At 69.0% G+C, this 26,603-nt stretch carries 27 protein-coding genes and 3 pseudogenes; 14 read left to right on the forward strand and 16 right to left on the reverse strand.

Annotation, left to right across the window (positions count from 1 at the left end):
• Window positions 1–133 precede the first annotated feature (133 nt).
• From ACIA8F_RS19510 to ACIA8F_RS19520, 3 genes and pseudogenes are all read left to right on the forward strand, one after another.
• Complete coding sequence (locus ACIA8F_RS19510; protein WP_399380225.1) at window positions 134–409, forward strand: isoamylase early set domain-containing protein; 276 nt, start codon at window positions 134–136, stop codon at window positions 407–409.
• 99 nt (window positions 410–508) lie between these two features.
• A complete protein-coding gene (locus ACIA8F_RS19515) occupies window positions 509–757 on the forward strand; it encodes a hypothetical protein (protein ID WP_399380226.1) in 249 nt (82 codons plus the stop codon).
• 486 nt (window positions 758–1,243) lie between these two features.
• Window positions 1,244–1,399 (forward strand): annotated as a pseudogene (locus tag ACIA8F_RS19520) (hypothetical protein); the annotation flags it as partial.
• A gap of 204 nt (window positions 1,400–1,603) precedes the next feature.
• Here ACIA8F_RS19520 and ACIA8F_RS19525 read toward each other — a convergent pair.
• Complete coding sequence (locus ACIA8F_RS19525; RefSeq protein ID WP_399380228.1) at window positions 1,604–1,957, reverse strand: hypothetical protein; 354 nt, start codon at window positions 1,955–1,957, stop codon at window positions 1,604–1,606.
• 232 nt (window positions 1,958–2,189) lie between these two features.
• On the opposite strand from ACIA8F_RS19525, the gene ACIA8F_RS19530 reads away from it, so the two are divergent.
• Entirely contained in the window at window positions 2,190–4,286 is a 2,097-nt protein-coding gene (locus tag ACIA8F_RS19530) for a SpoIIE family protein phosphatase (RefSeq protein ID WP_399380230.1), read from the forward strand.
• A gap of 4 nt (window positions 4,287–4,290) precedes the next feature.
• Here ACIA8F_RS19530 and ACIA8F_RS19535 read toward each other — a convergent pair.
• Window positions 4,291–4,593 (reverse strand): annotated as a pseudogene (locus tag ACIA8F_RS19535) (helix-turn-helix domain-containing protein); the annotation flags it as partial.
• Window positions 4,594–4,857: 264 nt separating this feature from the next.
• Between ACIA8F_RS19535 and ACIA8F_RS19540 the strand changes: the two are divergent.
• The 8 genes and pseudogenes from ACIA8F_RS19540 to ACIA8F_RS19575 all read left to right on the forward strand — a co-directional run.
• A complete protein-coding gene (locus ACIA8F_RS19540) occupies window positions 4,858–5,127 on the forward strand; it encodes a class I SAM-dependent methyltransferase (protein WP_399380231.1) in 270 nt (89 codons plus the stop codon).
• A complete protein-coding gene (locus ACIA8F_RS19545) occupies window positions 5,124–5,384 on the forward strand; it encodes a hypothetical protein (RefSeq protein ID WP_399380233.1) in 261 nt (86 codons plus the stop codon). Before ACIA8F_RS19540 ends, ACIA8F_RS19545 begins: the two co-directional genes overlap by 4 nt.
• A 118-nt stretch (window positions 5,385–5,502) precedes the next feature.
• Window positions 5,503–5,868, forward strand: coding sequence for a hypothetical protein (locus tag ACIA8F_RS19550; RefSeq protein ID WP_399380386.1), 366 nt, complete (start codon window positions 5,503–5,505; stop codon window positions 5,866–5,868).
• A gap of 419 nt (window positions 5,869–6,287) precedes the next feature.
• Complete coding sequence (locus ACIA8F_RS19555) at window positions 6,288–6,851, forward strand: PRC-barrel domain-containing protein (RefSeq protein ID WP_399380235.1); 564 nt, start codon at window positions 6,288–6,290, stop codon at window positions 6,849–6,851.
• Window positions 6,851–7,279: a PRC-barrel domain-containing protein gene (locus ACIA8F_RS19560; protein ID WP_399380237.1), complete on the forward strand. Its 429-nt coding sequence runs from the start codon at window positions 6,851–6,853 to the stop codon at window positions 7,277–7,279. Before ACIA8F_RS19555 ends, ACIA8F_RS19560 begins: the two co-directional genes overlap by 1 nt.
• A gap of 41 nt (window positions 7,280–7,320) precedes the next feature.
• Window positions 7,321–7,479 (forward strand): hypothetical protein, encoded by a 159-nt coding sequence (locus tag ACIA8F_RS19565; protein WP_399380239.1) that lies wholly within the window; start codon window positions 7,321–7,323, stop codon window positions 7,477–7,479.
• Between the two features lie 286 nt (window positions 7,480–7,765).
• Window positions 7,766–8,263, forward strand: a complete 498-nt coding sequence (locus ACIA8F_RS19570; protein WP_399380241.1) for a universal stress protein — start codon at window positions 7,766–7,768, stop codon at window positions 8,261–8,263.
• 69 nt (window positions 8,264–8,332) lie between these two features.
• Window positions 8,333–8,711 (forward strand): annotated as a pseudogene (locus tag ACIA8F_RS19575) (STAS domain-containing protein); the annotation flags it as partial.
• Between the two features lie 13 nt (window positions 8,712–8,724).
• Here the strand turns inward: ACIA8F_RS19575 and ACIA8F_RS19580 are convergent.
• Window positions 8,725–9,204 carry a hypothetical protein gene (locus ACIA8F_RS19580; protein WP_399380243.1) on the reverse strand — a complete coding sequence of 160 codons (480 nt, stop codon included), beginning with the start codon at window positions 9,202–9,204 and terminating at the stop codon, window positions 8,725–8,727.
• A gap of 60 nt (window positions 9,205–9,264) precedes the next feature.
• Between ACIA8F_RS19580 and ACIA8F_RS19585 the strand changes: the two genes are divergently transcribed.
• The gene (locus ACIA8F_RS19585) at window positions 9,265–10,554 is read left to right on the forward strand and encodes a cutinase family protein (RefSeq protein WP_399380245.1); all 1,290 of its coding nucleotides are present in this window, start codon (window positions 9,265–9,267) and stop codon (window positions 10,552–10,554) included.
• Between the two features lie 104 nt (window positions 10,555–10,658).
• Here ACIA8F_RS19585 and ACIA8F_RS19590 read toward each other — a convergent pair whose 3' ends face one another.
• The 13 genes from ACIA8F_RS19590 to ectA form a co-directional block, all read right to left on the reverse strand.
• Entirely contained in the window at window positions 10,659–11,615 is a 957-nt protein-coding gene (locus ACIA8F_RS19590; RefSeq protein ID WP_399380387.1) for an ABC transporter substrate-binding protein, read from the reverse strand.
• 71 nt (window positions 11,616–11,686) lie between these two features.
• Window positions 11,687–13,678, reverse strand: a complete 1,992-nt coding sequence (locus tag ACIA8F_RS19595; protein ID WP_399380247.1) for an ABC transporter permease — start codon at window positions 13,676–13,678, stop codon at window positions 11,687–11,689.
• Complete coding sequence (locus tag ACIA8F_RS19600; protein ID WP_399380249.1) at window positions 13,675–14,742, reverse strand: glycine betaine/L-proline ABC transporter ATP-binding protein; 1,068 nt, start codon at window positions 14,740–14,742, stop codon at window positions 13,675–13,677. The genes ACIA8F_RS19595 and ACIA8F_RS19600 overlap by 4 nt, the downstream gene beginning before the upstream one ends.
• Complete coding sequence (locus ACIA8F_RS19605) at window positions 14,742–16,280, reverse strand: GMC family oxidoreductase (RefSeq protein ID WP_399380251.1); 1,539 nt, start codon at window positions 16,278–16,280, stop codon at window positions 14,742–14,744. Before ACIA8F_RS19605 ends, ACIA8F_RS19600 begins: the two co-directional genes overlap by 1 nt.
• A gap of 86 nt (window positions 16,281–16,366) precedes the next feature.
• Window positions 16,367–17,869: an aldehyde dehydrogenase family protein gene (locus ACIA8F_RS19610; protein WP_399380253.1), complete on the reverse strand. Its 1,503-nt coding sequence runs from the start codon at window positions 17,867–17,869 to the stop codon at window positions 16,367–16,369.
• Between the two features lie 153 nt (window positions 17,870–18,022).
• Entirely contained in the window at window positions 18,023–18,784 is a 762-nt protein-coding gene (gene ehuA, locus ACIA8F_RS19615) for an ectoine/hydroxyectoine ABC transporter ATP-binding protein EhuA (RefSeq protein ID WP_399380389.1), read from the reverse strand.
• Between the two features lie 22 nt (window positions 18,785–18,806).
• Window positions 18,807–19,442, reverse strand: coding sequence for an ectoine/hydroxyectoine ABC transporter permease subunit EhuD (gene ehuD / locus ACIA8F_RS19620; protein ID WP_399380255.1), 636 nt, complete (start codon window positions 19,440–19,442; stop codon window positions 18,807–18,809).
• Window positions 19,442–20,119 (reverse strand): ectoine/hydroxyectoine ABC transporter permease subunit EhuC, encoded by a 678-nt coding sequence (ehuC, locus tag ACIA8F_RS19625; RefSeq protein ID WP_399380257.1) that lies wholly within the window; start codon window positions 20,117–20,119, stop codon window positions 19,442–19,444. Before ehuC ends, ehuD begins: the two co-directional genes overlap by 1 nt.
• Window positions 20,120–20,131: 12 nt before the next feature.
• On the reverse strand, window positions 20,132–21,049 hold the full coding sequence (ehuB, locus tag ACIA8F_RS19630) for an ectoine/hydroxyectoine ABC transporter substrate-binding protein EhuB (protein WP_399380259.1): 918 nt from the start codon (window positions 21,047–21,049) through the stop codon (window positions 20,132–20,134).
• A 78-nt stretch (window positions 21,050–21,127) separates the two neighbouring features.
• Window positions 21,128–22,030: an ectoine hydroxylase gene (gene thpD / locus ACIA8F_RS19635; RefSeq protein ID WP_399380262.1), complete on the reverse strand. Its 903-nt coding sequence runs from the start codon at window positions 22,028–22,030 to the stop codon at window positions 21,128–21,130.
• A 29-nt stretch (window positions 22,031–22,059) separates the two neighbouring features.
• Window positions 22,060–22,464, reverse strand: a complete 405-nt coding sequence (locus tag ACIA8F_RS19640; protein WP_399380264.1) for an ectoine synthase — start codon at window positions 22,462–22,464, stop codon at window positions 22,060–22,062.
• A gap of 32 nt (window positions 22,465–22,496) precedes the next feature.
• Window positions 22,497–23,765 carry a diaminobutyrate--2-oxoglutarate transaminase gene (ectB, locus tag ACIA8F_RS19645; protein WP_399380266.1) on the reverse strand — a complete coding sequence of 423 codons (1,269 nt, stop codon included), beginning with the start codon at window positions 23,763–23,765 and terminating at the stop codon, window positions 22,497–22,499.
• 80 nt (window positions 23,766–23,845) lie between these two features.
• Window positions 23,846–24,331, reverse strand: coding sequence for a diaminobutyrate acetyltransferase (ectA, locus tag ACIA8F_RS19650; protein ID WP_399380391.1), 486 nt, complete (start codon window positions 24,329–24,331; stop codon window positions 23,846–23,848).
• Window positions 24,332–24,753: 422 nt separating this feature from the next.
• Here ectA and ACIA8F_RS19655 point away from each other — a divergent pair, with 422 nt between their 5' ends.
• Window positions 24,754–26,598, forward strand: a complete 1,845-nt coding sequence (locus tag ACIA8F_RS19655; RefSeq protein ID WP_399380268.1) for a chloride channel protein — start codon at window positions 24,754–24,756, stop codon at window positions 26,596–26,598.
• Window positions 26,599–26,603: the final 5 nt, after the last annotated feature.

Consider the following 26,603-nt stretch of genomic DNA (forward strand, 5'->3'; position numbering starts at 1 on the left):
CCCAGGGTTGCGGTCGTCCCGAACGGCGGCTGCGGCAGGCCGTCTCCTCGCCCTTGAAGCTGTCATGTGACCGGGGGACGAGGAGACGGCCCTGCGGGCGCGGGGTCTTCTCCTTCAACCGGCGGGAGCCGATGTGCTGGAACGCAAGCTGCTCAAGGGCCGTACCGAGGTCACGTTCGTTCTTCCCGCCGATACACCGCCCGGGCCGGTCAGTGTGGTGGGAGACTTCAACGACTGGCAGCCCGGCATCCACGCCCTGGTGCCCCGCAAAGACGGCAAGCGGGCTGTCACCGTGGCGCTGCCCAGCAGCGGCACGCACTCCTTCCGCTATCTGGCCGCCGGAGACTACTGGTTCAACGACGACAGCGCCGGGGACCGTGAGGGCACCAACAGCCTCCTGCACACGTAGGAGTCCGGTCGCCTGCCGCAGGCGCGGCGAGGTGGTGGGCGTCGTGGGCCGTGTGGGCCGTCGGCCGTCACGAGCGAGTTCGTGAATCGTTGCCCCGGCATGACCGACTTGGTGGTGCAGATTCCTGCTGACTGGCTTGCCCGGGTATTCTTCTCGCTGCGGCGTGGCACCTCGGACCCTGCGCACACCCTGGCGGCGGAACTGCAGCCGTTCACGGAGAAGCCGGGCCAGAGGGTGCCGGTGCCCAGAGTGACGGTCCTGCGCACCGAGCTCGCGCTGCGCGGGGAACTGCGGCAGGTGGACGAAGCGAGCGGCGTCAACGGCTCTTCGAGGAAGCCGAGTACCTGATCCTCGCCCGCTTGGGGCAGAACGCAGGGGCACATGGGGCGTAGGCTGCTCTGCCCCACTCTCAGGGCCACTACCTCGACGACGAATTATTCACCCGCTTCCGCGCCAAGGCGGCCGAGCGCCAGGTCCCGCTCTACCTTCACCCGACGCTCCCGCCGAAACCGGTCCCAGAGGTTCCCTATACCGGTCCTAGGGCTCCCTATACGGGCAACTTCTCAGCCGACGCCGGCACCAGCCTCGTCTCGGCCGGGTGGGGTTGGCACCACGAGACGGGCACGCACGTGCTGCGCATGATCCTCGGCGGAGTCTTCGACCGGCATTGGACCTGCAGATCATGCTCGGCCGCCACGGAGAAGTGGTCCCCTGCATGTTCCCCGGGGATCGAGACCGCCGTCCCCACCGGCTTCACCGGCCTGCAACGCACCGTCCGGGAGTACCTGCGCGAAGCCTTCTACTACACCCCCGGAGGGCTGGACCCGGCCCTCGATGCTCGCCCCCGTCCAACGCCTCGTCGGCACCGATCGCATCATGTTCTCCACCGACTACCCGTACGCGTCTCTGGAGGATGCCTACTCCTTCCTCACCCACCTCGAACTCAGCCAGGAAGACAAGAAACTCACCGCCCACGGAATAGCCGAACGCCTCCTCCGCATCCCCCTCAGCCATCCAGTAGGCGGCAGGGCAACCGAGACACCGCTTTCCGACTGCTCGTATGGTTGTCCGGTGGAGGGCATACCCGTCCGGACCTGCGGCGGAGGGATTGATCTGCTGGCCGGCGGGCGGCCCCCGACGGGGACGGATGCAACGAGCCCTGATGCTCTGCGGGCCTGCGTCGTGGGGCCGGTGTTAGTCGCGATGGGCGGGGTGCCCGTCGGCGAGGAGACTGCCGTACGCCAGGCACAGCACGGGGAAGCCAAGCGTGTCCAGGGTGAGGCGAGCCGTCTCCACGTTGGAGGGTCGGTGTCCTGTCGCCGCGTCAAGCAGGTCGGTGACGTAGTGCAGGCCGCCGCCGACGAGGGCGAACCACGCCTGGTTCTTGCTGAACGTCTCGCTGTGCGCGGGGACCAGGCGGGCCGCGGCCTGCTGTATCTGTTCGCGGGTGACTTCATGCCGGGTGACCCCGGACCGGAAGGTGGTAGTCCAGAGTGTGTCCTCTCGGGTCGGCGCCGCGCTGTAGCGCATCGTACGGGCCTGTGCCACGGCGCTAGGAGCGGCGGCCGAGGACAGGCGTGAGGGGTGCGAGAGCGCAGGGGTCTTCTGGCGACAGGAATGCGCTATGAGTGGACACGGCCATGCTCTGGGCCCTACGCCGGGCGGCCCGGGGGAGCCCGGTGCGGTGATGAACAGCCACCGGGGGCGCAGCATGGAAGGGAAGCCCCCAAACGGCGCGCGCCCCCTTGGCGGGCTCCGCCCGAGGAGGGAGCCATCCAGGATGGGTGCACGCGAGTCGCTCCCGGGACAGGAGCGGGACCGCCGGGCGGCCACGTCACCGCCGGGAGGGCTGCTCGACCTGCTCAGTGTGGCCGCGGTCGTGCTCGACACCCGCGGGCGGATCGTGTTCTGGAGCCCGCAGGCCGATGAGGTGTTCGGCTACACGGCCGAGGAGGCCCTGGGCCAGTACGCGGCGCACCTGCTGGTCCACGAGGAGCACCAGGACCTCGTGGTCAAGCTGTTCGCCGAGGTGATGAGCACCGGGGCGTCCTGGGCCGGCGCGTTCCCCATCCGGTACAAGGACGGCAGCACGCGCCTGGTGGAGTTCCGCAACATGCGGCTGCTGGATGACCTAGGCGACGTCTACGCCCTGGGCATCGCCGCAGACCAGAGCACACTGGCGCGGGTGGAGACCGGACTGGCCCTGTCCGAGCGTCTGGTCTCGCAGGCTCCCATCGGCATTGCCCTGCTGGATGCCGACCTGCGCTACCTGCTGGTCAACCCGGCCCTGGAACGCATCAACGGCATTCCGGCCGCCGACCACATCGGCTGCCGCCCCGGCGACATCCTGCCGTTCCTCGACATCGACACCATCGAGTCCGCGCTGCGGCAGGTGCTGCTCACCGGCACACCGCTGATCGATCAGTACACAGTCGGCCGCACCCGGGCTGACCCGGATCACGATCACGCATGGTCGGTGTCGTACTTCCGGATTGAGACCCGCAGCCGTCGGGTGATCGGGGTGGCGAGCTCGGTGGTAGACGTCAGCGAACGCCACCGGGCCGCCATCGAGGCGGACCGGGCCCGGCGCCGCCTGGCTGTGATCGCCGATGCCTCCGCCCGAGTCGGCACCACCCTGGAGGTGGAGACGACCGCCCAGGAACTGGCCGAGGTCGCCGTTCCCGACCTGGCCGACATCGCGGCGGTCGACGTCCTCGACTCCGTCCTGGCCTTCCGCCGCACCACCCCCGCCCGGGAATCGGGCCCGGAGGTGTTCCGCGCGCTCGCCGTGGCCTCCGCCTACCCCACCCCGGCCGCCACCGCCATGAAGGCCGGCGACCTCGCCGCGTACGGCGCGGACCGCCTGATCACCCGGTGCGTCCACACAGGGCAGCCCATCGTCGTCGCCCAGGCCGGCGGCAACGATCTGCGGCGCATCGCCCGCGATGCCGACGGCGCGGCCGCCTTCGCCGAGGCAGGCGTCCACTCCTACCTCGCGGTGCCGCTGATCGCCCGCAACGAGGTCCTCGGCGCCTTCGACCTGCTGCGCGCCCGCAACCCGCTCCCCTTCGACGAAGACGACGTACTCCTCGCCGTGGAGCTCGCCGCCCGCGCCGCCATCGCCATCGACAACGCCCGCTGGCACCAGAGCGTCCGCAACACCGCCGAAACCCTTCAGCGCAGTCTCCTGCCCGGCCACCCGCCCTCACTCACCGGCCTGGACGTCGCCTCCCTCTACCAGCCTGCTCTGGCATCCCACGAGGTCGGAGGCGACTGGTACGACGTCATCCCGCTGGACGGCGACAAGACGGCCCTGGTGGTCGGCGACGTCATGGGCAACGGCATCGACGCCGCCGCGACCATGGGGCGCTTGCGCACCGCCACCTGCGCCTTCGCCGACCTAGATCTTGAACCCGACCAGGTCCTCCAGCACCTCGACAAGATCACCTGCGGGCTCGAGCACTACATCGCCACCTGCATCTACGCCGTCTACGACCCCCACGACCACCGGTGCCGCATCGCCAATGCCGGGCACCTTCCGCCGGTCCTCGCCGCGGCCGGCCGCCGCCCCCGGCTGCTCGACCTGCCCACCGGCGCACCCCTCGGCGTGGGTGGCATCGCCTTCCACACCACCGCCTTCGACCTGAACCCCGGCGACCGCCTCGTCCTCTACACCGACGGCCTCGTCGAAACGCGCCAGCACTCCATCGACGAACGCCTGAACACCCTGCTGCACACCCTGGACGGACCACGCCGGCCCTTGGACGACACCTGCCAGTGGCTCCTGCACTCCCTGCGACACCCCGACGACCACGACGACGTCGCCGTCCTCATCGCACAAGCCACACCCGCACCGCCTGGGCGCCATGCCACCTGACTGGGGTCGAGGCGGGCAGCCCCAGGACCGGGCCGATCCGGGCGGGGCCGAGTTTGCGGGCCCGGCGCAGGCCACAGACTTTCGCCTCGACGTCGGCGGGGGTGCGGTGCGGTCTCGTGCAAGGCCGGCTGGAGCGGTCGTGCAGCCCGGCCTCGCCTTCGGCCCGCCAGCGGCGGATCCACTTGTGGGCGGTGGCCCGCGATATGCCCATCTCGGCGGCCACGTGCGCGACCGGCCGGCCCGATGCGACGCGTTCGATCAGCAGCCGCCTCCCGAAGACGGTCAGTCTGGCATTACGGTGGGACACGAAGACCTCCGTGATGCAATGGGTTCCTAGACAGCTCCCACCACACCGGAGGTCTTCGCCATGTTCAAGACTTGTCCAGTGTCAACAACGCTCGTGCGCAATACATCTAGCCCGTCGGGACTTCCTGTGCGAGTACCTGGCGGGCGGGGTTCGGCCAACGCCGACGATGCGGAGAATGTGGACGTCACGTGGGTTCCGAAAGGCGCCCTCACCTGGTCGCCACCGGGGACGCGGAACACCTTCCCTTCCCGGACGGTATCTTCGATGCACAGGTGCGAGTGCGCCCTGTGCACTTTCCCCGACAAGGAGCGGGCAGCGGCCGAGTTCGCCCGCGTCCTGCGGCCCGGCGGCTGGCTCGGCATCACCGACGTCACCGCCACCGGCGACCGGCTCCGGGCAAACTCACCGGCCTCGGCGCCCGGATCGCCTGCATTGCCGATGCCCGGCCGCTGGACGAGTACATCCGAATCCTGGACGCCGCGGGCCTGCGCACGCTGCACACCGAACTCCACGACGGCGCGATGCTGCGGATGATCGACCAGATCGAGGCCAGGGTGAACCTGCTGCGGATGACCGCCCCGAACAAGCTCACCGCCGCCGACGTCGACCTCGACGCCGCCCCTGTGGTCCTCAGCGCGGCAGGCGGGGCTGTGGCGGACGGTGTGCTCGGCTACGCCCTGCTGATCGCCGAGAAGTCGGTGGAGCAAGTCCCTGTCCTCTGTACGAGTGGGTCCGCACGGCGAACGACGATCACGAAGAGTCTGGTGTCAGTACCTGCGCCTGAGCGGTAGACGACACGGCCCTGTACTGGCAAGTCGCGCCGAGAGGAAGACCCGGCCGCCTCTCGAAGGGTGCTCGGATGAGCCATCTATGCTGACCGCACAGCAAGACAGGGGGAAGGGACAGCTGGTGGACTGGTTCTGGTGGATTCTTATCATCTTCTGGACGGGAGGCTTCGCCTGGGCAGCCGACAACGTCCGCACCGCACTGCGCAATCGGCATGAGCGCAAGTTGCAGTTGCTGGAGGCGACTAAGCAGGAACGATTGGCCATCGAAACGGCGCACAAGCCGCCGGAGCCCGTATGCGGATGTACGCATCACCTCGCCAAGCACGACAAGCAGGGCCAGTGTCACGAACGCGTCGAGACGCCAACAGCCTGGGACGAGAACAAGAAACCCTTGCGCTACGAGGCGGGCCAGTGCAACTGCCAGCAGTACGTGGGACCGCAGCCTCTGTCGCAGGTGTTCGCGGAGGAGCTGACGGACCTGGCCTGAGTGCCCAGCCTGATCCGTTCATGACAGTTGCGGTGGGCTGGCCGGTGTCTGGTCTGGATGTGATGCGTTCAGACCGCCTTGGTGACGTCGGAGGTGGTCTGTGACCATGACCGGCAGCCGGAGCCCGCGCATCCGTCGCCCGCCTCCCGCGGTATACCGCGGGAGGCGGGCGGCTTTCGGGCCCGCCCGTCCGCTGGCGTCGACACCGGCGTGGGCCCGTCGCATACTGGCAGCAGGACCGACGGGCAGACCGGGGGCTGGGAGGTGCCGCGCATGGACTGGTGGGTCTGGGTGCTCGTAGCTCTGGCGGTCGTGGCGGTATGCTTGGTGTCGCTGCTCGGGGTGCAGGCCCGTCGTCGCGGCGGCGGGGTCATTGCGGGTGGCAAGCGCCCTCCGCGCGGTGGAAGCGGGTCGGGGCCGTGACCGGGTACGTGCGGGCGAGTGAGATCGCCAAGCTGCCGGTGGTGACCCTCGGCGGCGAGGACGTCGCCCAGGTCAAGGACATCGTCTTCGACGCGGCGCACGGTGGCGTGCGCTGTTTCACCCTGAGCGGTCGCGGAGTGTTTTCCGGCCCCCTCAGGCGTGAGCTGCTGTGGAGCCGGGTGCACGCTCTGGGGCCGGACGCGGTGATGGTCCGTGACGAGAACGCGCTCGCCGACGACGACCAGACCGCCAGGGACGCAACAGCCTCCGGCGGCGGGAACGTCATCGGGGCCCGGGTGATGACCGAGGGCGGCACAAGCCTCGGCAAGATCGTCGACGTGATCATCGACAGTGGCAGGAAACCGGCCGTGGCCGGGTACGAAGTCGAACCCGAGGGGCACGGACGCCACCGTGTCCTGCTGCCGGTGATCAACCCCGTCGCCATCTCCGGGGAGATGGTCCTCGTGCCGGACGTCACCGCCGAGTTCACCGCAGGTGACCTGGCCGGGTTCTCCGCAGCCGTCCACGGCCTGCGCACCCGCCTCGAACAGGAGGCCTGATGCTGTTCAGCCAGACCAAGGGCCGCGCCGTCGTCGCCCTGGTCACCGCCGAGACCCTGGCCACCGTCACCGGACTCGCCATCGCCCCGACGCCCGCCCGCATCGCTGCTCTCCGGCTCAAAGGCAAAGGCGCGGGCACCCTGGTGAAGTGGTCCGACGTCCAGACGCTCGGCCCCGACGCCGTCACCGTACGCTCCGCAGACAACATCCGCACCGACAGCGACACCTCGGTCCCGGCGGACAAGCACCACGACCCGATCGGCAAGCGCGTCCTCACCGAAACCGGCCAGGACATGGGCCTCCTCCACGACATCGACTTCGACGAAACCACCGGGCACGTCCAGCACCTCATCGTCGGCGGCCAGGAGATCCCAGGAGACCGCCTCCTGGGCGCCGGCACCTACGCCGTCGTCATCGCCGCCCCGTAGAGACCGCTGCGCACCGCTCACAGCGCGTGTATCGACCCAGCTTGGAGGACAAGGCCTCGACCCGAGAGAAGACCTCGGACGACAAGTCCGCCCGGGACGACGCGGCGCAAGCGGCGGAGGCTGCGGCTCGGGCCCTCGCTGATGCCGCCGAGGCCGACAGCACCTCCGGCATCCCTCCGGGCCTCCTCGACGGCAAGTGAACCAGCGGTCGACCCAGCACCGGCCTGCACTCCCGACAGGCAGCCCGCTGAATCCGCTCGCAGACGGCCAGACAGACGAACAGGCGGGCGGCGACGTGGAACAGCGTGCTGAACGAGCGATTCCCCCGGGTGTGCGTTGACGCTTGGCCACGGCGGAACCGGCGGAGGACCGTCGCTACGCAGGGGCTCTCTGCGACTGGAGATGAATGTCCTGGATAGGTGCTCAGTAGTCCGTCCGACGGATGTGCCGGACGCCGGGACGAGGCGAAGGAGGAGGGGTGAAGCCATGGACGCCATGGATCGGACTCCCCGTGTCGTGGTGGGGGTCGATGGGTCTCCTGCCCCGTACGAGGCGCTTCGCTGGGGGCTGCGGTATGCGCGTTTGATCGCAGGGACGGTGGATGCCGTGGCGGCTTACAACGTGCCGGATGCAGCGGTGGACTGGTCCGCTCCGGCGGGATCCGCAGAGGTCAACGAGGCGGAGGCCAGACAGGCTCTGAGCGACGAGGTCCAGAAGGCGCACCTCCCGGACGGCGACGTGCCGATCGACCGGCACGTCGTGTGGGGGAACGCGGCGGAGGCCCTGATCGAGGCCTCCGCCGGGGCGGAACTGCTCGTCGTGGGGAGTAGGGGCCTGGGGGCATTCACCGGCCTGGTGCTGGGCTCGGTCAGCCGGCGGTGTGCCTCGCACGCGGCATGTCCGGTTGTCATCGTGCGTCCGCAGACGGTTGGAGCCAGAGATGCTGACGAAGACACCGGCCAAGGCGTCTTCGGCCGCAGCTGACCGTCGGAGGCGTCGCCGCTTGGGCGAGACTCCGCCGCCCGTGCCGCTGAGGCACGCTGGGTTCCGGCAGTCGCGACCCACAACCTCGCCGTCGGAGTGGTCGTCGGCTCGGTCACGGCGGTGGTCGTCTTCGCCCGCCGCGTTACCCGCTTCGTGGACGTAACTTCCGTCACCGACCCCGACGGGAGCAGTCGTCTATGCCGTGACCGGGGAGCGCTTCTTCGACTCCGCCAACGACCTCATCGGACGGTTCGACTACGCGGGAGATCCCGACAGGGTCATCATCGACCTGTCGGCCGCCCATGCCTGGGACGCCTCGTCAGGCACGGTGCTCGACGCCGTCGGGACGAAGTACGCGGCGCGCGGCAAGACGGTCGAGATCACCGGGCTGAACGACACCAGCGCTGACCTGCATGCCAGACTCACCGGTGAGTTCGCGGGCCACTGATCAGCGGCCGCGCTCAGGGCCGGCCGGGAGTCTGCTTGTCGAGCTGGTTCTGCAGGTCGTCCCAGCGGATGGCGTCCCACCGGTCGGCGAGGCCGGCCAGCAGCGAGCGCGCCCCGTCGGCGTCCAGTTCTTGCAGAGTCAGAGTTCGGGCGTAGCGGGCGCGGCGCTCGAAGCCCTCGCAGAGCAGCGCCAGGGTCTCGGCCTTGTGTGCCTGCTCGGCGGGGCGGGTGAAGCCGAGTACGGCTCCCAGCACGGCCGACGTGAGGGCGAGGGCAGCCGCGGGGGCCTGGTTCTCCTCGGCGGACAGGATGGCCAGGCCTGCCACCGCGGAGAGGGCCGCGACGGCCAGACCCGCCCAGGTTTCGACGAACCTCCACCAGACCGCCCAGCCGCGCTGGCCGCGCGCGGTCCTCGTGGCAAGCCGCTCCAGGGCGGAGATCTCCGTAGCCGTCCGCTCGATCGCGGGGCCCTCGGCGCCTGTCCGAGCCCCCAAGGGGCCGCTAGCCTCATTAGAGGGGGCGTGCGCTAGCGCGTCGGGGGGAGTGGCGAGGCCGTGATCCGTCGTCGAGGCTGCCTGATCGTCGTGGTACTGCTGTGGATCGCTCTGGCGGGGTGCTCCCGCGAGACGGTCGGACAGGGTCCCTCCCAACGCTACGCCGCGGAACTCTCCCAGGACTGCTCGGAGAACTACATCGTGGTGTTCGCGCGGGGATCGAGTCAACCCCAGGAGGTCACCGGCCAGCCCGAGACCCGGCGCTTCTTCGACGCGATCGACGAGGTGCTGCGGCACGACGTCACGTTGGGGTTCGTGTCCGTGGAGTACCCGGCGCTCGGAGGGCAGGCGAGCAACTGGGAGGCGTACCGGACCAGGGCGGCATCGGGCGCCTACCACGACAGCCGACTGGCGGGTTCACAGGAGGCGGCCCGGTGGTTGAACGAACGCAACGCCCGCTGCGACAAGGCGGAAGCCGGGAGCAAGGACAAGCAGCCGCAGAGGTTCATCCTCGGTGGATATTCGCAGGGTGCACACGCGATGCGAGAGGCGTTGTTCCTGCTGGACGCACCGACGCGGGCTCGCGTGGCGTACGTCGCCCTGTTCGGCGATCCGACCTTCCGCGATTCGCGGATCGCGCAGGGGACGTACGCCAAGGGCGTCGAGGGCGTGTTCGGCGGTCCGAAGGACCAGGTTCCCGCCGGGCTCGCCGAAGTGTCACGTTCCTACTGTGACATGAAGGACTTCTTCTGCGGCGGAGGCCGAAAGCCTGGGGACCTGGTGACCAACCAAGTGAAGGAGCTGCTGGGCGCGGCGACCGGGCAGAAATCCGCTCACGCGCTCTATCCGTTCCAGGAGATGCACGACGCGGCGGCCCAGTATCTGAAGCAGCGCAGTCTGCCCGGCACGCTCCCGCGCGTGGACACGAACAGCGGCGGGTTCGAGGGCCGGTACGAAGGCGTCGCGGGGTGCCGGTTCGCGGGCGAGGTCGGGCAGTCTGAGCCGGGGCTCTACCTCTACCTCGTCCTGGACATCCGCCGCGAGGGTACGGACCTGGGCGGCCGCGAGCCGGTTGATCGGCTGACGGCAGTCCTCACCTACGAGGACACCAGCGCACCGGAGCGCAAGAGGCTCGGGCAGGCACAGCTGAAAGGGACCGGGACGGAGGGCCGGGTGGATCTGAGGCACGAGAAATGGCTCAGCGGAGGCAAGGGCCTCACCCCTCTCGACATTGTTGCAGGGGCCACCGCCGCCGTCAGGGGTGACGGCCCTGTAGCCGACGCGAAGAAGGTCACCTCCCTCGCGACGGCCCTCTCGGGCCACCAAGGCTGTTTCTACCGCCTGGAGTGAGCCTCGCCACCGCATTCGCAATCAACGGACGGGCAGGCGCAGCGGTCGGCCCTGCCGGGCGGCGGCGCGGAGCAGGACCTGACCGGGTGCGTTGCCTACGGGGGCTAATTCTTGGGCAGCCACGTCTTCCAGACGGACTCGTTCTCCTCGACCCACTTCTCGGCGGCCTTCTCGGGGGTCATCTTGTCGGCGGCCACGTACTTGGCGACAAGGTTCTGCTGCTCCGTGGTCCACCGGAAGTTCTTCAGGAACTTCGCCGCGTCGCTGTCCTTCGAGGAGAAGTCTGAGTTCATCCACTTCTTGAGCGGTACGTCGGGATAGGCGCAGGCGACGGCGTTCTTGTCCTGGTCGCAGCCCTCCTTGTACTCGGGCAGCTTCACCTCGACCAGGTCCAGGGTCGCGTTCATCCACTGCGGGGTCCACCAGTAGGTGAGGAAGGGCTTCTTGTTCTTGTACAGCTGCTCCAGCTGTGCCAGGTGGGTGGCCTCGGCCCCGGCCTCGATCGGCTTGTAGTTGAGGGCTAGGTTCTTGATCAGCGCGTTGTCGTACGAGACGTATGACGGGTCGCCCTTGATGAACTGGCCCTGGTCTCCGCTCTCCGGAGTCTTGAACAGGTCGGCGTACTTGTTCAGGTTCTTCGCGTCGACGACGTCCGGGTGCTCGTCCGCGACGTACTTCGGCACGAACCAGCCGATGTGTCCCGTGACGCCGAGGTCGCCCGCCGCGACGACGCTCTTGTTGCCCTCGACGTAGCGCTTCTCCTCCTGAGGGTGGCCCCAGTCCTCCAGTATGGCGTCGATCTTGCCTTGGCTCATCGCGTCCCAGGCGGGGGTCTCGTCCATCTGCTTCGTCTTGACCGTGTAGCCGAGCTCGTGCTCCAGCAGGTATGCCGCGACAGCGGTGTTGACCTCGGCGCCCACCCATGACGGGGTGTGCAGGCTGACGACCTTGGAGCTGTCGCCGGTGTCGGCCGCGCCGCACGCGTTGATGGTGAGCAGCGCGAGCACGCCCGCCGCCGCGATGCCCGTCCGGCTGGTGCGGGTTCGTGTACGGGTGTTCATGATCATGGTGAAGTGCCTTTCGTGGGGGAGGAGGTAAGGCAGGGGCCGGAGACCGGGCATGGGACCGCGTGTCATCGGTCGGCGGCGGTGGGCCCCTGGGCCGACGACGTGGCAGGCTGGGTGAGTTTGTCGAGCATCAGTCCCAGGCAGACGATGCCCGCGCCGGCGACCAGGCCAGTGCCGAGTTCGCCCGCGGTCAGGCCCTTGACCACGTCGAAGCCGAGGGCTCCGCCGCCGACCAGGCCGCCGATGACGACGACGGCGAGGACGAGTACGACGCCCTGGTTGGCGGCGACGAGAAGGGCGGGACGTGCCAGCGGCCACTGCACCTGTCGGATCTGTTGCCAGGTGGTGGCTCCCAGCGAGCGGGACGCCTCCATGGCCGCGGGGCTGACCTGCCGCAGGCCCTGGGTGGTGATGCGTACCACGGCGGGCAGCGCGTAGACGGCAGCGGCGGTGATCGCGGCGACCCGGCCGGCGTTGAAGAGCTGCACCACCGGGATGAGGTAGATGAACTGGGGCAGCGTCTGCATGGCGTCGAACACCGGGCGCAGCAGCCGTTCGGCCCACTTCACCCGGGCGGCGAGGACGCCGAGTGCGAAGCCCAGCAGCAGGGTGAGCGTGACGGCGACGAGCACCTGGGAGAGGGTGTAGAGGGAATTGCTCCAGATGCCGAGCACTCCGACGCAGGACAGCGCCAGGACGGCTGTGACCGCTCCGCGCCAGGTTCCCACCAGCCAGGCGATGGCGCCGGCCAGTATGAGGAGCGACCACCAGGGCAGTGCCTGGAGACCGTCGTTGAGCGGGTTGAGCACCCAGGTGGTGAAGGTGCCCGCCCAGACGTCCGTACCGCCGAGCACGGGCACGTCCTGGTAGAAGGAGCCGACGACCCAGTCCATGAAGGTGTTCAGCGGGGCGGCGAAGCCCACGGTCATCCCCATGGGCCAGGCACGCGCGGTGAACTGTGCCACCGCCAGGCCGGCCGCGGCGACCGCGAGGGCGATTCCGGCCGTCCGCCGTCCGGGGCCGGCGCCGGTGCGCGCTCCGGCCGCGGCCGTCGTACGGTCGAGCCACACGGCGATCAGGACGATCGCCAGGCCTGCCGTGAGGCCCTGCCCGAAGTCGCGGGTCTTGAGGGCCTGGTAGATGCTCTCGCCGAGACCGCCCGCGCCGACGACGGAGGCGATGACCACCATGGACAGGGCCATCATGATCGTCTGGTTGAGGCCGAGGAGCAATTGCGGGCGGGCCAGCGGCAGCCGCGCGGTGCGCAGCCGCTGCCAGCGCGTCGAGCCGAGGGAGCGGGAGGCCTCCAGCACCGATGCGTCGGCGCCCCGCAGTCCCAGGGCGGTCATGCGGACCATGGGCGGCGTCGCGTACACGACCGTGGTGATCAGCGCGGACGGGGTGCCGATGCCGAAGACCAGGACGAGCGGCAGCAAGTACGCGAACGACGGCAGCACCTGCATCGTGTCCAGCACCGGACGAAGGATCCGCTGGGCGGTGTCGGACAGTCCGGCGGCCAGGCCGAGCAGCAGTCCGAGCACGGAGGCCGCGGCGACGGACACCAGCATCAGGGCAAGCGTCTCCGCGGCCTCGTCCCAGAGACCCAGCAGCCCACAGCCGGCCAGCGACCCGAAGGCCACGCCCGCGTGCCGCAGTCCCTTGCGGCCCGCTCCCGACACGTACCAGGCGAGCGCCGCGGCGCAGACCAGTACCCCGGCCCAGCCTGCCGAGGTCAGCAGCCCGTGCACCCAGTCCACCGAGTCGGTGGCCGCGTTCGACAGGTGCAGCAGGAAGTAGAGGAACACCGGATGGGTGTCGCGGTTGTCCACCACCCAGTCGGCGAAGGAGTCCAGGGTGGGGACGAGGTCGATGCGCAGGGCTTGGGGCCAGCCCGCGTCGCCGAACAGTGCGGCGGCCGGCAGCAGCAGGGCGAGGACCAGGAGCACCGTCCGGGCGGAAGGCGGTGGGGGCCGCCGGACCGGCCACCACGAGGTGGCGTTCCGCTGGATTCGGGGGCGGTCGCCTTCGACCGGCGGGGCCGGCGCCGTGGTGCTCACGCCGTCACCACGTCCGCGTCGGCTGCCGGTGGTTCGACACCGGCGACGACCGCGAGGAGCGCCGCGTGGTCGACGATGCCGAGGAGGCGGCCGTCGGCCATGACACGGGCCGGTACGCCGTCCCGCGCGACGGCCGCGATGCCTTCCGCGACGGTGGCGTCCGGAGCCAGCGGGACACCCGTGCCGGCCTCGTGCGCACGCGCCGGGCGCATGGCCCGGGCGACGGTGACGACTTGCTCGCGCGCCACGTCGCGGACGAAGTCCCGTACGTAGTCGTCGGCAGGCCGGGTCACGATCTCCTCGGGTGTGCCCAGCTGTACGACGGCGCCGTCGCGCATGAGCGCGATCCGGTCTCCGAGTTTGAGGGCCTCGGAGAGATCGTGGGTGATGAAGACCATCGTGCGTCCCTCGTCCCGGTGCAGGCGGACGACCTCTTCCTGCATGTCGCGCCTGATGAGGGGGTCGAGGGCGCTGAACGGCTCGTCGAACAGCAGTACTTCCGGATCGGCCGCAAGGGCGCGAGCCAGCCCCACGCGCTGCTGCTGGCCGCCCGAGAGCTGGTCCGGGCGGCGGTCCTCCAGACCGGTGAGGCCGACCTTCTCGATGACCTCCAGGGCGCGGGCGCGGCGCTGTGCCTTGCCGACTCCCTGGATCTCCAGCCCGTAGGCGACGTTGTCGAGGACGGAGCGGTGCGGCAGCAGGCCGAAGTGCTGGAAGACCATGGCGGCGCGGTGCCTGCGCAGTTCGCGCAACTGGGAGGAGTCCATGGCGAGGACGTCCTCACCGTCGATGGCGAGGGAACCGGCGGTGGGCTCGATCAGGCGGGTCAGGCAGCGCACCAGGGTGGATTTCCCGGAGCCGGACAGTCCCATGACGACGAAGACCTCGCCCTTGCGGACGTCGAACGATACGTCGCGGACAGCGGGAGTGCAGCCGGTCCGCGCGCGGATCTCGTCGGCGGAGAGTCCCGTGCAGTGGGGATCGCCGGGGATCCGCCCGGCCTTCGGGCCGAAGACCTTCCACAGGTTCCGTACGGAGAACACGGGTTCGGTGATGGCGTCCATCAGGCATCGCCTCCCGGTACGGAGGCCTGGACAAGGATGTCGGCGCACCTCTCTCCGACCATCAGTACGCCGATCATCGGGTTCACCGCGGGAATCGTGGGGAATACGGAAGCGTCCGCGATGCGGATGCCCTCCAGCCCCCGAACGGTCAGATCCGGCGCCACCACGGCGAGCTCGTCGTCCTGCGCGCCGATCCGGCAGGTGCCGGCGGGGTGGTAGACGGTGTGCGCGACCTTCCGGGCGTACTCGCTCAGTTCCTCGTCGCCGGTCACCTCGGGGCCGGGGCAGACCTCCCGGACGAGCCAGGAGGCGAGCGGTTCCGCCTTGGCCACCTCGCGGGCGATCCTGATCCCGTCCACCAGGGTCCGCCCGTCGTGATCGTCCTCGTCCGTGAAGTACCTGAAGTCGAGGGCGGGCTTGACCGCCGGATCCGAGCTCGTCAGGTAGAGCCTGCCCCGGCTGCGGGGCTTGGGAATGTTGGGCGTCATCGACACTCCGTGCCGGGGTCGTTCGTACCCGAGGCGTTCCGGATTGTCGGTGAAGGGGATCTGGTAGAAGTGGAACATCAGGTCGGGTCCCGGCGATTGGGGGTCGCGTCGCACGAACAGGCCCGCGTCACTGTCCATCGCCGAGTTGTCGGGTATCGGCCCGTGCGTCTCCCAGACGATGACGGACTCCGGGTGGTCGAGCAGGTTCTCGCCGACTCCGGGGAGGTCGTGGAGCACCTCGATGCCGAGGGCCGTCAAGTCTTCGCGCGGTCCGATTCCCGAGTGCAGCAGCAGACGGGGGGTGTCCACGGCCCCGGCACAGACGACGACTTCGCGGCCGGCCCGTACGAGGACCTCTTCGCCGTCCTTGGTGCGTACGTGGACCCCGGTCGCCCGGGTGCCCTCGAACTCCAGCTGGTGCGCCCAGGTTTCCAGCATCAGGTGCAGGTTGGGGCGGTCCAGGAAGGGGTGCAGGTAGGCGACCGAGGCGGACGAGCGCCTGTTCCCCTCCGGCTCGTACGCCAGGTCGAAGAAGCCTGCGCCTTCGTGGAAGGGCTTCGCGTTGAATCCTTCCACGAGCGGTACGCCGAGGGCCGTCCGTGCGGAGGCCACGAAGTCGCGGGCTATGGCGTTGCGGTCCTTCTCGGCCACCGGCACGATGTTGTTGAGCAGCTTGCCGAAGTACGGCTCCATGGCGGCCGCGTCCCAGCCCTGGGCGCCGTGCGCGGCCCATTCGTCCCAGTCCGACGGCAGGGGCTTGAAGGCGATCAGGGTGTTGTGGGAGGAGCAGCCGCCCAGTACCCGGGCACGGCTGTGGCGGATGTGCGAGTTGCCACGCGGCTGCTCGGTGGTCGGGTAGTCGTAGTCGAGTTCCCCGCCGAGGAGGTCCATCCAGCGTCTAAGGGTGAGGACTTCTGGCCGGTCGACATCGGAGGGTCCGCCCTCGATGACGGCGACGGTGACGTCCGGGTCCTCGGTCAGACGGGAGGCGATCACCGAACCGGCGGTGCCGCCGCCGATGATGACGTAGTCATAGATGTATTCAGACATGACGGGCTTCTCCATGTGGCGTGCGTGTCTTCGACTGCTGGGGCGGGCCGGGCGCCGAACGTGCCTTGGGTGGCCCGGCTGCGGCGTCATCCCGAGAACCACCGCACGGGGCGCGGCGCGAGGTTTTGGTAGATGTGCTTGGTCTCGCGGTACTCGGCGAGCCCGGACGGCCCGAGCTCGCGTCCGGTGCCGGACTTTCCGAAGCCGCCCCACTCGGCCTGCGGCAGGTACGGGTGGAAGTCGTTGATCCAGACCGTTCCGTGCCGAAGCCTTCCGGCCACGCGCCGGGCCCGGCCGGCATCGGCGGTCCACACGGCGCCCGCCAACCCGTACTCGGTGTCGTTGGCCAGGAACACGGCCTCGTCCTCGGTGCGGAAGGTCTCCACGGTCAGCACCGGTCCGAAGACCTCCTCGCGGACCACGCGCATCCGGCGGTGGCACCGGTCGAGCACCGTCGGCTCGTAGAAGTACCCGCCATCGGGCCGGACCTCGCTGGGGCGCGGCCGGGCCCCACCGCTGCGCAGGACCGCGCCGTCGGCCAGCGCCGAGGCGACGTACCCCTCGGTGCGCTCCAGCTGCGCCAGGGAAACGAGCGGTCCGCACTCGACGTCCTTCTCGGTGCCCCGGCCCAGGCGGATGCGGTCCGCGCGTCGGGCGAGTTCGGCGACGAACCGCTCGCGCACCGACTCCTCGATGATGAGGCGGCCGCCCGCGGAGCACACCTGCCCGCTGTGGATGAAGGCCGCGTTGAGGGCCTGGTCCACCGCCGTGTCGAAGCCCGCCTGCGTCTCGCAGGCGTCGGCGAAGACCACGTTCGGATTCTTCCCGCCCAGCTCCAGGGCCACCTTCTTCACACCGGGCGCTGCTGCCTGTGCCACCTTGATCCCACTGGCGAGGCCGCCGGTGAACGAGACGAGGTCCACGTCCGGATGCTCGGCCAGGCGGGCGCCCACGGTCTGGCCCGCGCCGGTGACGATGTTCGCGACGCCGGGCGGGAGTCCCGCCTCCGTCAGCAGGGCGATGAGCGCGACGGTGGTCAGCGGAGTCAGCTCGCTCGGCTTGATGACGAAGGTGTTGCCGGCGGCCAGCGCGGGAGCGATCTTCCAACTTGCCTGCAGCAGAGGGTAGTTCCATGGAGTGATCAGTGCGCAGACGCCGACCGGTTCGTGCACGACCACGCTGTGCACGGTGTCCGTTCCGGCGTCGACGACGCGCCCTGCGCCTTCCGCGAGAACCAGATCGGCGAAGTAGCGGAAGGCGTCGGCAACGCAGTCGATGTCGATGCGTCCTTCCTCGGCGGTCTTGCCCGCGTCCCGGCTCTCCAGCAGCGCCAGTTCCTCACGGTCCCTGATCAGCAGGGAGGCGACCCGCCGCAACAGTGCGGCCCGCTCGGCGACCGGAGTGTCCGGCCAGGCGCCGGCGTCGAAGGCCGCACGCGCCGAAGCCACGGCGGCATCGGCGTCCTCTGCCCCGCCTTCGGCGACCAAGGCGAAGGGCAGTCCGTCCGCCGGATCGAAGACCTCGCGGCTGTCACCGGAGAGGGCGGTCCGCCACGTGCCCGCCGCATAGATGGTTCTTTGTGTTGACAAGAGCTAACAGCCTTCTGTTTCTGTTTGGTCAGCACCGGTCCCCCGGCAACCCCGAGTTTTTTCCCAGGTTTTGCTAAAGCATGCGCATGGAACTCGCAAAGTGGGATGCGTCTCAATGTGTACCCGGGTAATTGCGATGTCGTGTACCGACGCTCACCGGACGGCACCCAGGAAGGTCCTGGTCCGCTCCTGTTCGGGAGCTTCGAAGAGCTGCTCCGGAGGTCCCGACTCCAGGACTCGGCCGTGATCGAACATGAAGACCCGGTCCGAGATGTCCCGTGCGAAACCCATCTCGTGGGTCACGCACAGCATGGTGATGTCGGTGGTCCGCGCGATGTCCCTCAGGACGTCGAGGACCCCGGCCACCAGCTCGGGGTCCAATGCCGAGGTGACCTCGTCCAGCAGCAGGATGCCCGGCCGCATCGCCAAGGCGCGGGCGATGGCGACCCGCTGCTGCTGCCCACCGGAGAGCCGCACGGGATGTGCGTCGTGCTTGTCGTCGAGTCCCACCAGATCCAGGAGCTCCCGTGCCCGCTCCGCGGCCTCTTCCCGGCTCAGACCCAGTACGTGGACAGGTGCCTCCATGACGTTCTCCAGCACCTTCATGTGCGGGAAGAGGTTGAACTGCTGGAAGACCATGCCGATGCGCCGGCGCGGTCCAGCGAGGTACTTCTCGTCCGCGGGTACGAGGGAGCCGCCCCGGCCCGCCGGCATGTGGGAGAAGGGCTGCCCGTCGACGTGGATGGCGCCTTCCGTGACCCGCTCCAGGGTCATGAGCAAGCGCAGGATGGTGGTCTTGCCCGAGCCGCTGGGCCCGATCAAGGTCACCCGCTCGCCGCGGCCGACCCGCAGGTCGAGCCCGTCCAGCACCGTGTGGCCGCCGAAGCGCTTGACCACGCCCTCGAAGCGGACCATCTCCGAACCCACCGTCTCGGTCTCACTGGGCAAGGCGCTTCTCCAGTCGTCTCATCAGTACGGAAGTGGGGTAGCTCGCGAGCAGGAAGACGAGGGCGGCCAGAGTGAAGGCTTCGAGGTAGGCGAAGTGGACGCTGCCGTATTCGTTGGCCCGGTGGACCATCTCCTGGACGGCGATCACCGACAGGAAAGGGGTCTCCTTGAACATGGAGATCATGTAGTTGCCCAGTGCGGGCAGCACGTTGCGCACTGCCTGTGGCAGCACCACCGCCCACCACACCCGCCGCCGCGGCAGCGAGAGGGCGACGCAGGCCTCCCACTGCCCCTTCCCCACCGCGTCGATTCCCGCGCGGTAAACCTCGGAGGTGTACGCCGCGTAGTGGATGCCCAGCACCGCGATGCCCAGCGTCAGCGCGTCCAGTCCGGGGACGAGTACCCACGCGGCGAACAGCTGGATCATCAGCGGCGTCGATCGGACGAAGTCGGCGATGACCCGCAGGGGCAGAGTGACCCAGCGCGTCGGCGTGCGCAGTGCCACGGCGATCACCAGGCCCAGCACCATCGCGACGGCCGAGCCGAGAACGGTCGCGAGCAGCGTGATCCCGAAGCCGCTCAGGACCACCGGCAGACCCTCGCGGGCTGTTTCCCAGGACCACATCAGGAACCCCTCGGGTCTTGGCCGAGCCGGGTCTTCGCCGCTGATTCCGCCGCCCTCATAAACGAGTTGAGTACAGCGGCGATGGCGTAGTAGATCACCAGGACGGCGAGATATGCCTGGGCGGTGCTGCCCGTGAGGGACCTCAGCTGGTCCATCTCGAAGGTGAGGTCGGCGATGGTGATCAGGGACAGCAGGGGCGTGGCCTTGAGCAGCTGGATGAGCAGATTCCCGAACGGAGGGATCATCTGCACCCATGCCTGGGGCATCACGACCCTGACCATGCGCTGCCGCGGACTCATCCCGAGGGCCACAGCCGCCTCCCACTGGGTCCGGGGGACGGCTTTAAGCGCGCCGCGGACCACTTCGGATCCGTACGCGCCGAAGTTCAGCCCGAAGGCGACGACGGCGCAGGCCATGGGCTCCAGACGGAAGCCGAGCACGGGCAGGGCGAAGAAAAGCCAGAACAGCTGTACGTACAGGGACGTGCCGCGGAAGAACTCGACGGCGAACCGGGACGGTCCCCGCACGAGCAGCCGCGACGATCGCGTCAGGAGTCCGAAGGCGAAGGCCACGATCAGTGCCACGGCCGCGCTGAGCGCGGTGGCGAGGAGGGTCACCGCCACGCCCTCGCCGACGCTGGGCAGGGCCTGGACGAATTCCTCGAAGAAGTCGGTCATGTGCGGTGCTCGTCAGCCGGCGCAGAGGTCGACGGTGCGCAAGGTGGGCGGCGGTACCTCTCGTGCGGTGAACCCGTACTGGCCGATCAGAGCCACGTAGCGGTCCGGATCGCCGGTGATCTTCGCCAGCTCGCTGTTGAACACGTCGCGCAGGGCCGTTGAGCCGGGCCGGAAGACCGCACCGCCGGGGCTGTACTGAGGTGTGCCGTTCAGCTCCGGCACGAACGGCTCCAGGACCTCGACCGGTGCGTCCGCGTTGGCCCTGGCGAGCCAGCGCAGCGAGATGCCCGTCAGTGCCAGGGCGTCGATCCGGCCGGCCACCAGCGCGTCGAGCCCGTCCTGTTGCTTCGCGAGGGACTTGACCGAGGAGGCGCCCACACCGGCCCCCTTGGCATAGGTCGCCTCGACGGCGGCGGTCAGCACCCCCACGGTGACCCCTTTTGCGGCCACCGACTTCAGGTCGCTGAGGCCCTTGGGGTTGCCCTTGGGCACCATCAGAGCCGTGGGGGAGACAAACTCGGGCTCGGAGAAGGCGACTTTGGCGCAGCGCTCGGGGGTGATGGCCATGCCGGCGCTGACGACGTCGAAGCGGTCGGCCAGCAGTCCGGGGATCAGTGCGCCGAAGTCGGTGAGCGTGGGGCGCAGGTCGGCGACCCCGAGGGCGGAGAAGATCTCCCGGTGGAGCGTGGGTGCCTCACCGGCCAGCTGGTTGCCGTCCTTGAACCCGTACGGGGCCTCGCCCGCGAATCCGATGCGGACGTACCCCTGCGCGCGGAGCTTCTCCAGCAGCTTCCCGTCGTCGGCGGGAGCTCCGGTGCCTACCTGGGTGCGGCTGCACGCGCTCACCAGTCCCGGTGCCAGGACAGCGCCCCCGAGCAGCGTCGTTCGGGAGAGGAACCCTCTTCGGGAGAGGGCCTTGTGCTGGGGCATCTCGTTCCTTTCGGTGGCCGGGCGAGCGGGAGCGGGACCGGCCGGCCCGGTTCGTGCCGGACCGGGCGGTTGGGCCGGTCAGCCCACGGGGGTGAAGTCCTGCGAGGCGATGTATCCGGGGCGGCGCACCGGGGCGGCGAAGGGCTTCGACGGGCGGTTCTCGACGCTGTTGAAGACGAGGAACACGTTGCTGCGCGGGTAGGGCGTGATGTTGTCGCCCGAGCCGTGCATCGCGTTGCAGTCGAACCAGGTGGCCGAGCCGGCCTTGCCGGTGAAGAGCTTGATGCCGCAGGCCGAGGCGAACTTGGTCAGCGCCTCGTGCGACGGGGTGCCGGCGTCCTGCATCTGGAGGGACTTCTTGTAGTTGTCCTTCGGCGTCGCACCCGCGCAGCCCAGGAAGCTCCGGTGGGAGCCGGGCATGATCATCAGGCCGCCGTTGGTGGTGTAGTTCGGCGTCAGGGCGATGGACACCGACACGGTGCGCATGTGCGGCAGGCCGTCCTCGGCGTGCCAGGTTTCGAAGTCGGAGTGCCAGTAGAAGCCGCTGGCGCCGAAACCGGGCTTGACGTTGATCCGGGACTGGTGCACGTACACCTCGGAGCCCAGGATCTGTCGCGCGCGGCCCACGATGCGCGGATCGGCGGCGAGGGCCGCGAACGCCTCGCTGATCCGGTGTACCTCGAAGACGGAGCGGACCTCGCGGGACTTCGGCTCCACGATGGACCGGTCGTCGGCCAGCGTCGAGGGATCGCGGAGCAGCCGGTCCATCTCGGCCCGGTAGAGGTCCACTTCGTCGGGCGTGATGAGCTGGTCGACGGGCAGGAAGCCGTCGCGTTCGTAGCTCTCCAGCTCGTGGGCCCACATCGGTCCGGGCGTGCCGGGCTCGGACCAGACGACGGGGTCCTTGCGGCCGATGAGCACCTCCTCGGAACCTCGGGTCGGGTACAGGTCGGTCGTGGTGCGGGACGATGCGTTGGTCATGGTGGTGCCTGCCTCTCCTCTCATCGCTCTCAGCTGTCGTCAGGTTCGGTGAGCAGTGGGTACACGCCGTTCTCGTCGTGGTCCTCGCGGCCGGTGACGGGCGGGTTGAAGACGCACAGGCAGCGGAACTCGTGCTTGACGCGCAGGGTGTGCCGCTCGTGGCCGTCGAGGAGGTACATGGTTCCCGGTGTGATCGTGTAGGTCAGGCCTGTCTCCTCGTCGGTGAGCTCGGCCTCGCCCTGCGTGCAGACCACGGCCTCCACGTGGTTCGCGTACCACATGGACGTCTCCGTGCCTGCGTACAGGACGGTCTCGTGCAGGGAGAAGCCGACGCCTTCCCTGGCCAGGACGATGCGCTTGCTCTCCCAGGTGCCGGATGCCGCCCTGACGTGGCGGTCGGTTCCCTCGATGTCCCGGAACGAGCGGACGATCATGGTGGTGCCCTTCGTGGTGTGGGGGGTGCTGGTCAGGCGGTTTCGCGGACGGAGCGGGCGAGGATGCCGAGGCCTTCGTCGAGTTCGTCGGTGGTGATGGTGAGCGGCGGGAGCAGCTTCACGACTTCATCCTCGGGGCCGGAGGTCTCGACGAGCAGGCCGTGTTCGAAGGCCCTGCGGCACACCGCCGCGGCGCGTTCCCTGTGGGTGAACTCGATGCCCCACGCCATTCCGCGGCCGCGGTACGTCGCCCCGAGCCGGCCGTGTTCGGCGCACAGCTCGCGCAGCGCGCTCTCGACGCGTCCTCCCTGGACCAGGGTCCGCTCGCGCAGGGCGCCGTCGCTCCAGTACGTCTCCAGGGCCGCGGTCGCGGTGACGAAGGCCGGGTTGTTGCCGCGGAAGGTGCCGTTGTGCTCGCCCGGCTCCCACAGATCCAGTTCGGGCTTGAACAGGCACAGGGACATGGGGAGTCCGTAGCCGCTGATGGACTTCGACAGCGTGACGATGTCCGGGGTGATGCCCGCTTCCTCGAAGGAGAAGAACTCGCCGGTCCGGCCGCAGCCCATCTGTACGTCGTCGACGATCAGCAGCATGTCGCGGCGCCGGCACAGGTCCGCGAGGGCGCGGAGCCATTCCGCGCGCGCCACGTTGATCCCGCCTTCGCCCTGGATCGTCTCGACGATGACCGCAGCGGGGTGGTTGAGGCCGGAGCCCTGGTCCTCCAGCAGCCGCTCGAACCAGAGGAAGTCGGGGACCCTGCCGCCGAGGTAGTTGTCGAAGGGCATGGGAGTGCTGTGGACCAGGGGGATGCCGGCGCCGGCCCGTTTGAAGGCGTTGCCCGTGACGGCGAGGGAGCCGAGCGACATGCCGTGGAAGGCGTTGGTGAAGGACACGACCGACTCGCGACCCTTGGCCTTCCGCGCCAGCTTGAGGGCCGCTTCGACGGCGTTGGTCCCGGTGGGACCCGGGAACATCACCTTGTAGTTCAGTGCGCGGGGTTCGAGGACGTGGGAACGGAAGGTCTCCAGGAAGGCTCGTTTGGCGGTCGTCGACATGTCGAGCCCGTGCGTGATGCCGTCCCGCTCCAGGTAGTCGAGCAGGGCCCGCTTCAGGACGGGGTTGTTGTGGCCGTAGTTCAGGGACCCGGCGCCCGCGAAGAAGTCCAGGTAGCCGGAGCCGCGTTCGTCGTACAACCGGCTTCCCGTGGCGCGCTCGAAGACGGCGGGCCAGGCACGGCAATAGCTGCGCACCTCGGACTCGACGGTCTCGAAGACGGACAGGACCGGCTCGGTCATGGTCAAGGCAACTCTCCAGTCAGCATGGGGGGTTTGGGCTGCGGGCCGGCGGCATCGGTCCCGGCGCTCTTGCGGCGGCCAGCGGGTCAGAAGTGGAGCGGTCCGATGCGGTGGAGGACCTCGGTGTCGTGCCCGGACTCGGGGAACTCATCCGTCCTGAAGAGCACTTCACGCGTGAGCGTGGCGCCGTGCCGCTCGGCGTACGAGGCGAACAGCCGTTCTGAAGCGTGGTTCGTGGGCGAGATGGTGGTTTCCAGGTGGTTCAGTCCGTGTTCCGCTGCGACGTGAGCGGAGAGGCCGTCGAGCAGCGCTCCAGCGACTCCCAGACCGCGGACGGATTCGTCGACGGCGATCTGCCAGACGAGCAGTGTTCCGGGAGTGTCAGGCCGGAGGTACCCGCTGACGAACCCGACGACCCGTCCGGCGGAGTCGCGGGCCACAGCAGACGTGCCGGCGAAGTCACGGCACCAGAGGAGATAGCTGTAGGCCGAGTTGAGATCGAGCGTCCTGGAGTCGCGGGCGAGGCGCCACAGCAGTGGACCGTCCCCGGGGCGGGGGCGGTCGATGCGCATCGTCGAGGCGGTCGGAGCGGACGAGAGGTGCTTTCTGTATCGGGCCAGTTCTGCATGGGCAGTCATGCGGGCCGAAGTTACCCAGAGATGGGGCAAATTGCACGGAGCTAAGGGGTTACGGCAGATGGGCCACTTGTGGTACTGAAGCGGGCCTATCTGGAGGCGCGAGACATGGACAGCGAGACCATTTCCATAGGGAAAATCGCCATATTTTCACCTGCCCCTTCAGTTTGTAACGAAAATATAACGTCTTTGCCCTGTGCCAAATTTGCTACTTTAACGTTATGGATTTGTCGGTGACCTGAGGGTTTCGTTAGCGACTGGGCGGTCAGATGCGGCCGCATCCGTCCGGATGCTGGGCTCGAGTGCGGAGCGCTTGACATCATTTGCATAATGCAAAAATGATGGGACGACGGATACCGATGAGTAGCAGCGCAGCAGACCAGGAAGGCGGCGGACGCTTTGCCGCGGGGCGGGTTCCCGGGGTGAGGTGGCCCGGGTTCGCTGCGGCACGTGAAGCCCAGTGGGGCCTCGCCGCCCTGGCTGTTCTCGTAGGCGTGGGCTCCGGTCTGGGCTCCATCGTCTTCCGCTGGCTGATCAAATCGTTCACCTGGCTGTTCACCGGACAGGAGGACTACGCCGGTGCGGGACATGCGGCGAACCCTTACGTGCCGTGGCTCGGCCCTTTCTTCGTGCTGCTCACCCCGGTCGTCGGAGGTCTGCTCTACGGGCCGCTGGTGGACCGGTTCGCCAAGGAGGCCCGGGGACACGGAGTGCCCGAGGTCATGCTGGCCGTCGCCCGGCGCGGTGGACGAATCAGTCCCAACGTGTCGGTGGTCAAGGGTCTCGCCTCGGCGCTGACCATCGGTTCGGGCGGGTCCGTAGGTCGCGAGGGACCGATCGTCCAGATCGGCTCCGCACTCGGCTCCACCCTCGGCCGTCTGGCCCGGGTGGGCGAGGGGCGGATGAAGCTACTGGTCGCCTGCGGCGCGGCCGGTGGCATCGCGGCCACGTTCAACGCCCCGCTGGCGGGCGTCTTCTTCGCGATGGAGCTGATCCTGCGGGACTTCGCCATCGAGTCGTTCGGCGCGCTGGTCCTGTCCAGTGTCTCGGCGAGCATCATCGGGCGCGCGGCATTCGGGGACGTGGCCTTCCTCAGCCTGCCGTCCTTCCACGTCGAGCACCTTGCCGAGTACGGGCTGTTCGCGGTCCTCGGAATCGTGGCGGGCGCGGTCGGCGTAGGGTTCACCCGGATCCTCTACACGATCGAGGACGCCTGCGACTGGGCCTGGCGCGGACCGGAGTGGCTGCGTCCGGCCGTCGGCGGTGTGCTGCTGGGCCTACTGCTGCTGGCGCTCCCGGAGATGTACGGCGTCGGCTACCCGGTACTGCAGAACGCGGCGCAGGGCGAGTACACCGCGCTGTTCCTGCTACTCCTCCTGGCCGGCAAGATCCTCGCCACCAGCCTGACCATCGGCATCGGCGGCTCGGGCGGAGTCTTCGCTCCCAGCCTGTTCATGGGAGCCATGCTCGGCTCGGCGTACGGTGCGGGCCTGCAGCACCTGATCCCCGGGACCGCAGGCGACGCGGGCGCCTACGCGCTGGTGGGGATGGGCGCCGTGTTCGCGGGAGCTTCCCGCGCCCCGATCACGGCCGTGGTGATTCTCTTCGAGCTCACCGGCGAGTACTCGATCATCCTGCCGCTGATGCTCGCCATCGTCCTCGCGACGCTGACCAGCAAGCTGCTGTCCCGCGACACGATCTACACGCTCAAGCTCCGGCGCCGGGGCATCGACCTGGACGCGCCATCGCCGGACGCACCGCTGGGCGGTCAGAGACTCAGCGAGGTGATGGAGAAAGCCCCGGACCCGCTTGCGGCCGCATGTGGCCTGGCCGACGCGGCGGAATTCCTGTCCTTCTCTCCCCACGGAGTCCTGCCCGTGGCCGATGCCGAGGGAGGCTTTCGCGGAATCCTCACCGCCCAAGCGGTCGCCGAGGTGCTCGCCGAGGCACCCGAAGACGCGGACGGGGCGCCGAGGACCGCTGCGGACCTGGCCGAGCTGCCGCAGCCGCTCACGTCGGACATGCGCCTGGGTACGGCCCTCCACCACCTCGTCTCGGCGCCGGGGTCAGGCCTTCCGGTCCTGGATCCTGACACAGGAATCCTCATCGGGTGGCTCACCCACCAGGGCGCCCTGCGTGCTCTGCACCCCGTTCCGCAGCCTTCGACGGGACCGGATCAACGCGGAGGCGAGCACAGGCGGTAGAAAGG

Source organism: Streptomyces sp. NPDC051563, assembly GCF_044454225.1.
In the GTDB taxonomy this organism is placed as follows: domain Bacteria; phylum Actinomycetota; class Actinomycetes; order Streptomycetales; family Streptomycetaceae; genus Streptomyces.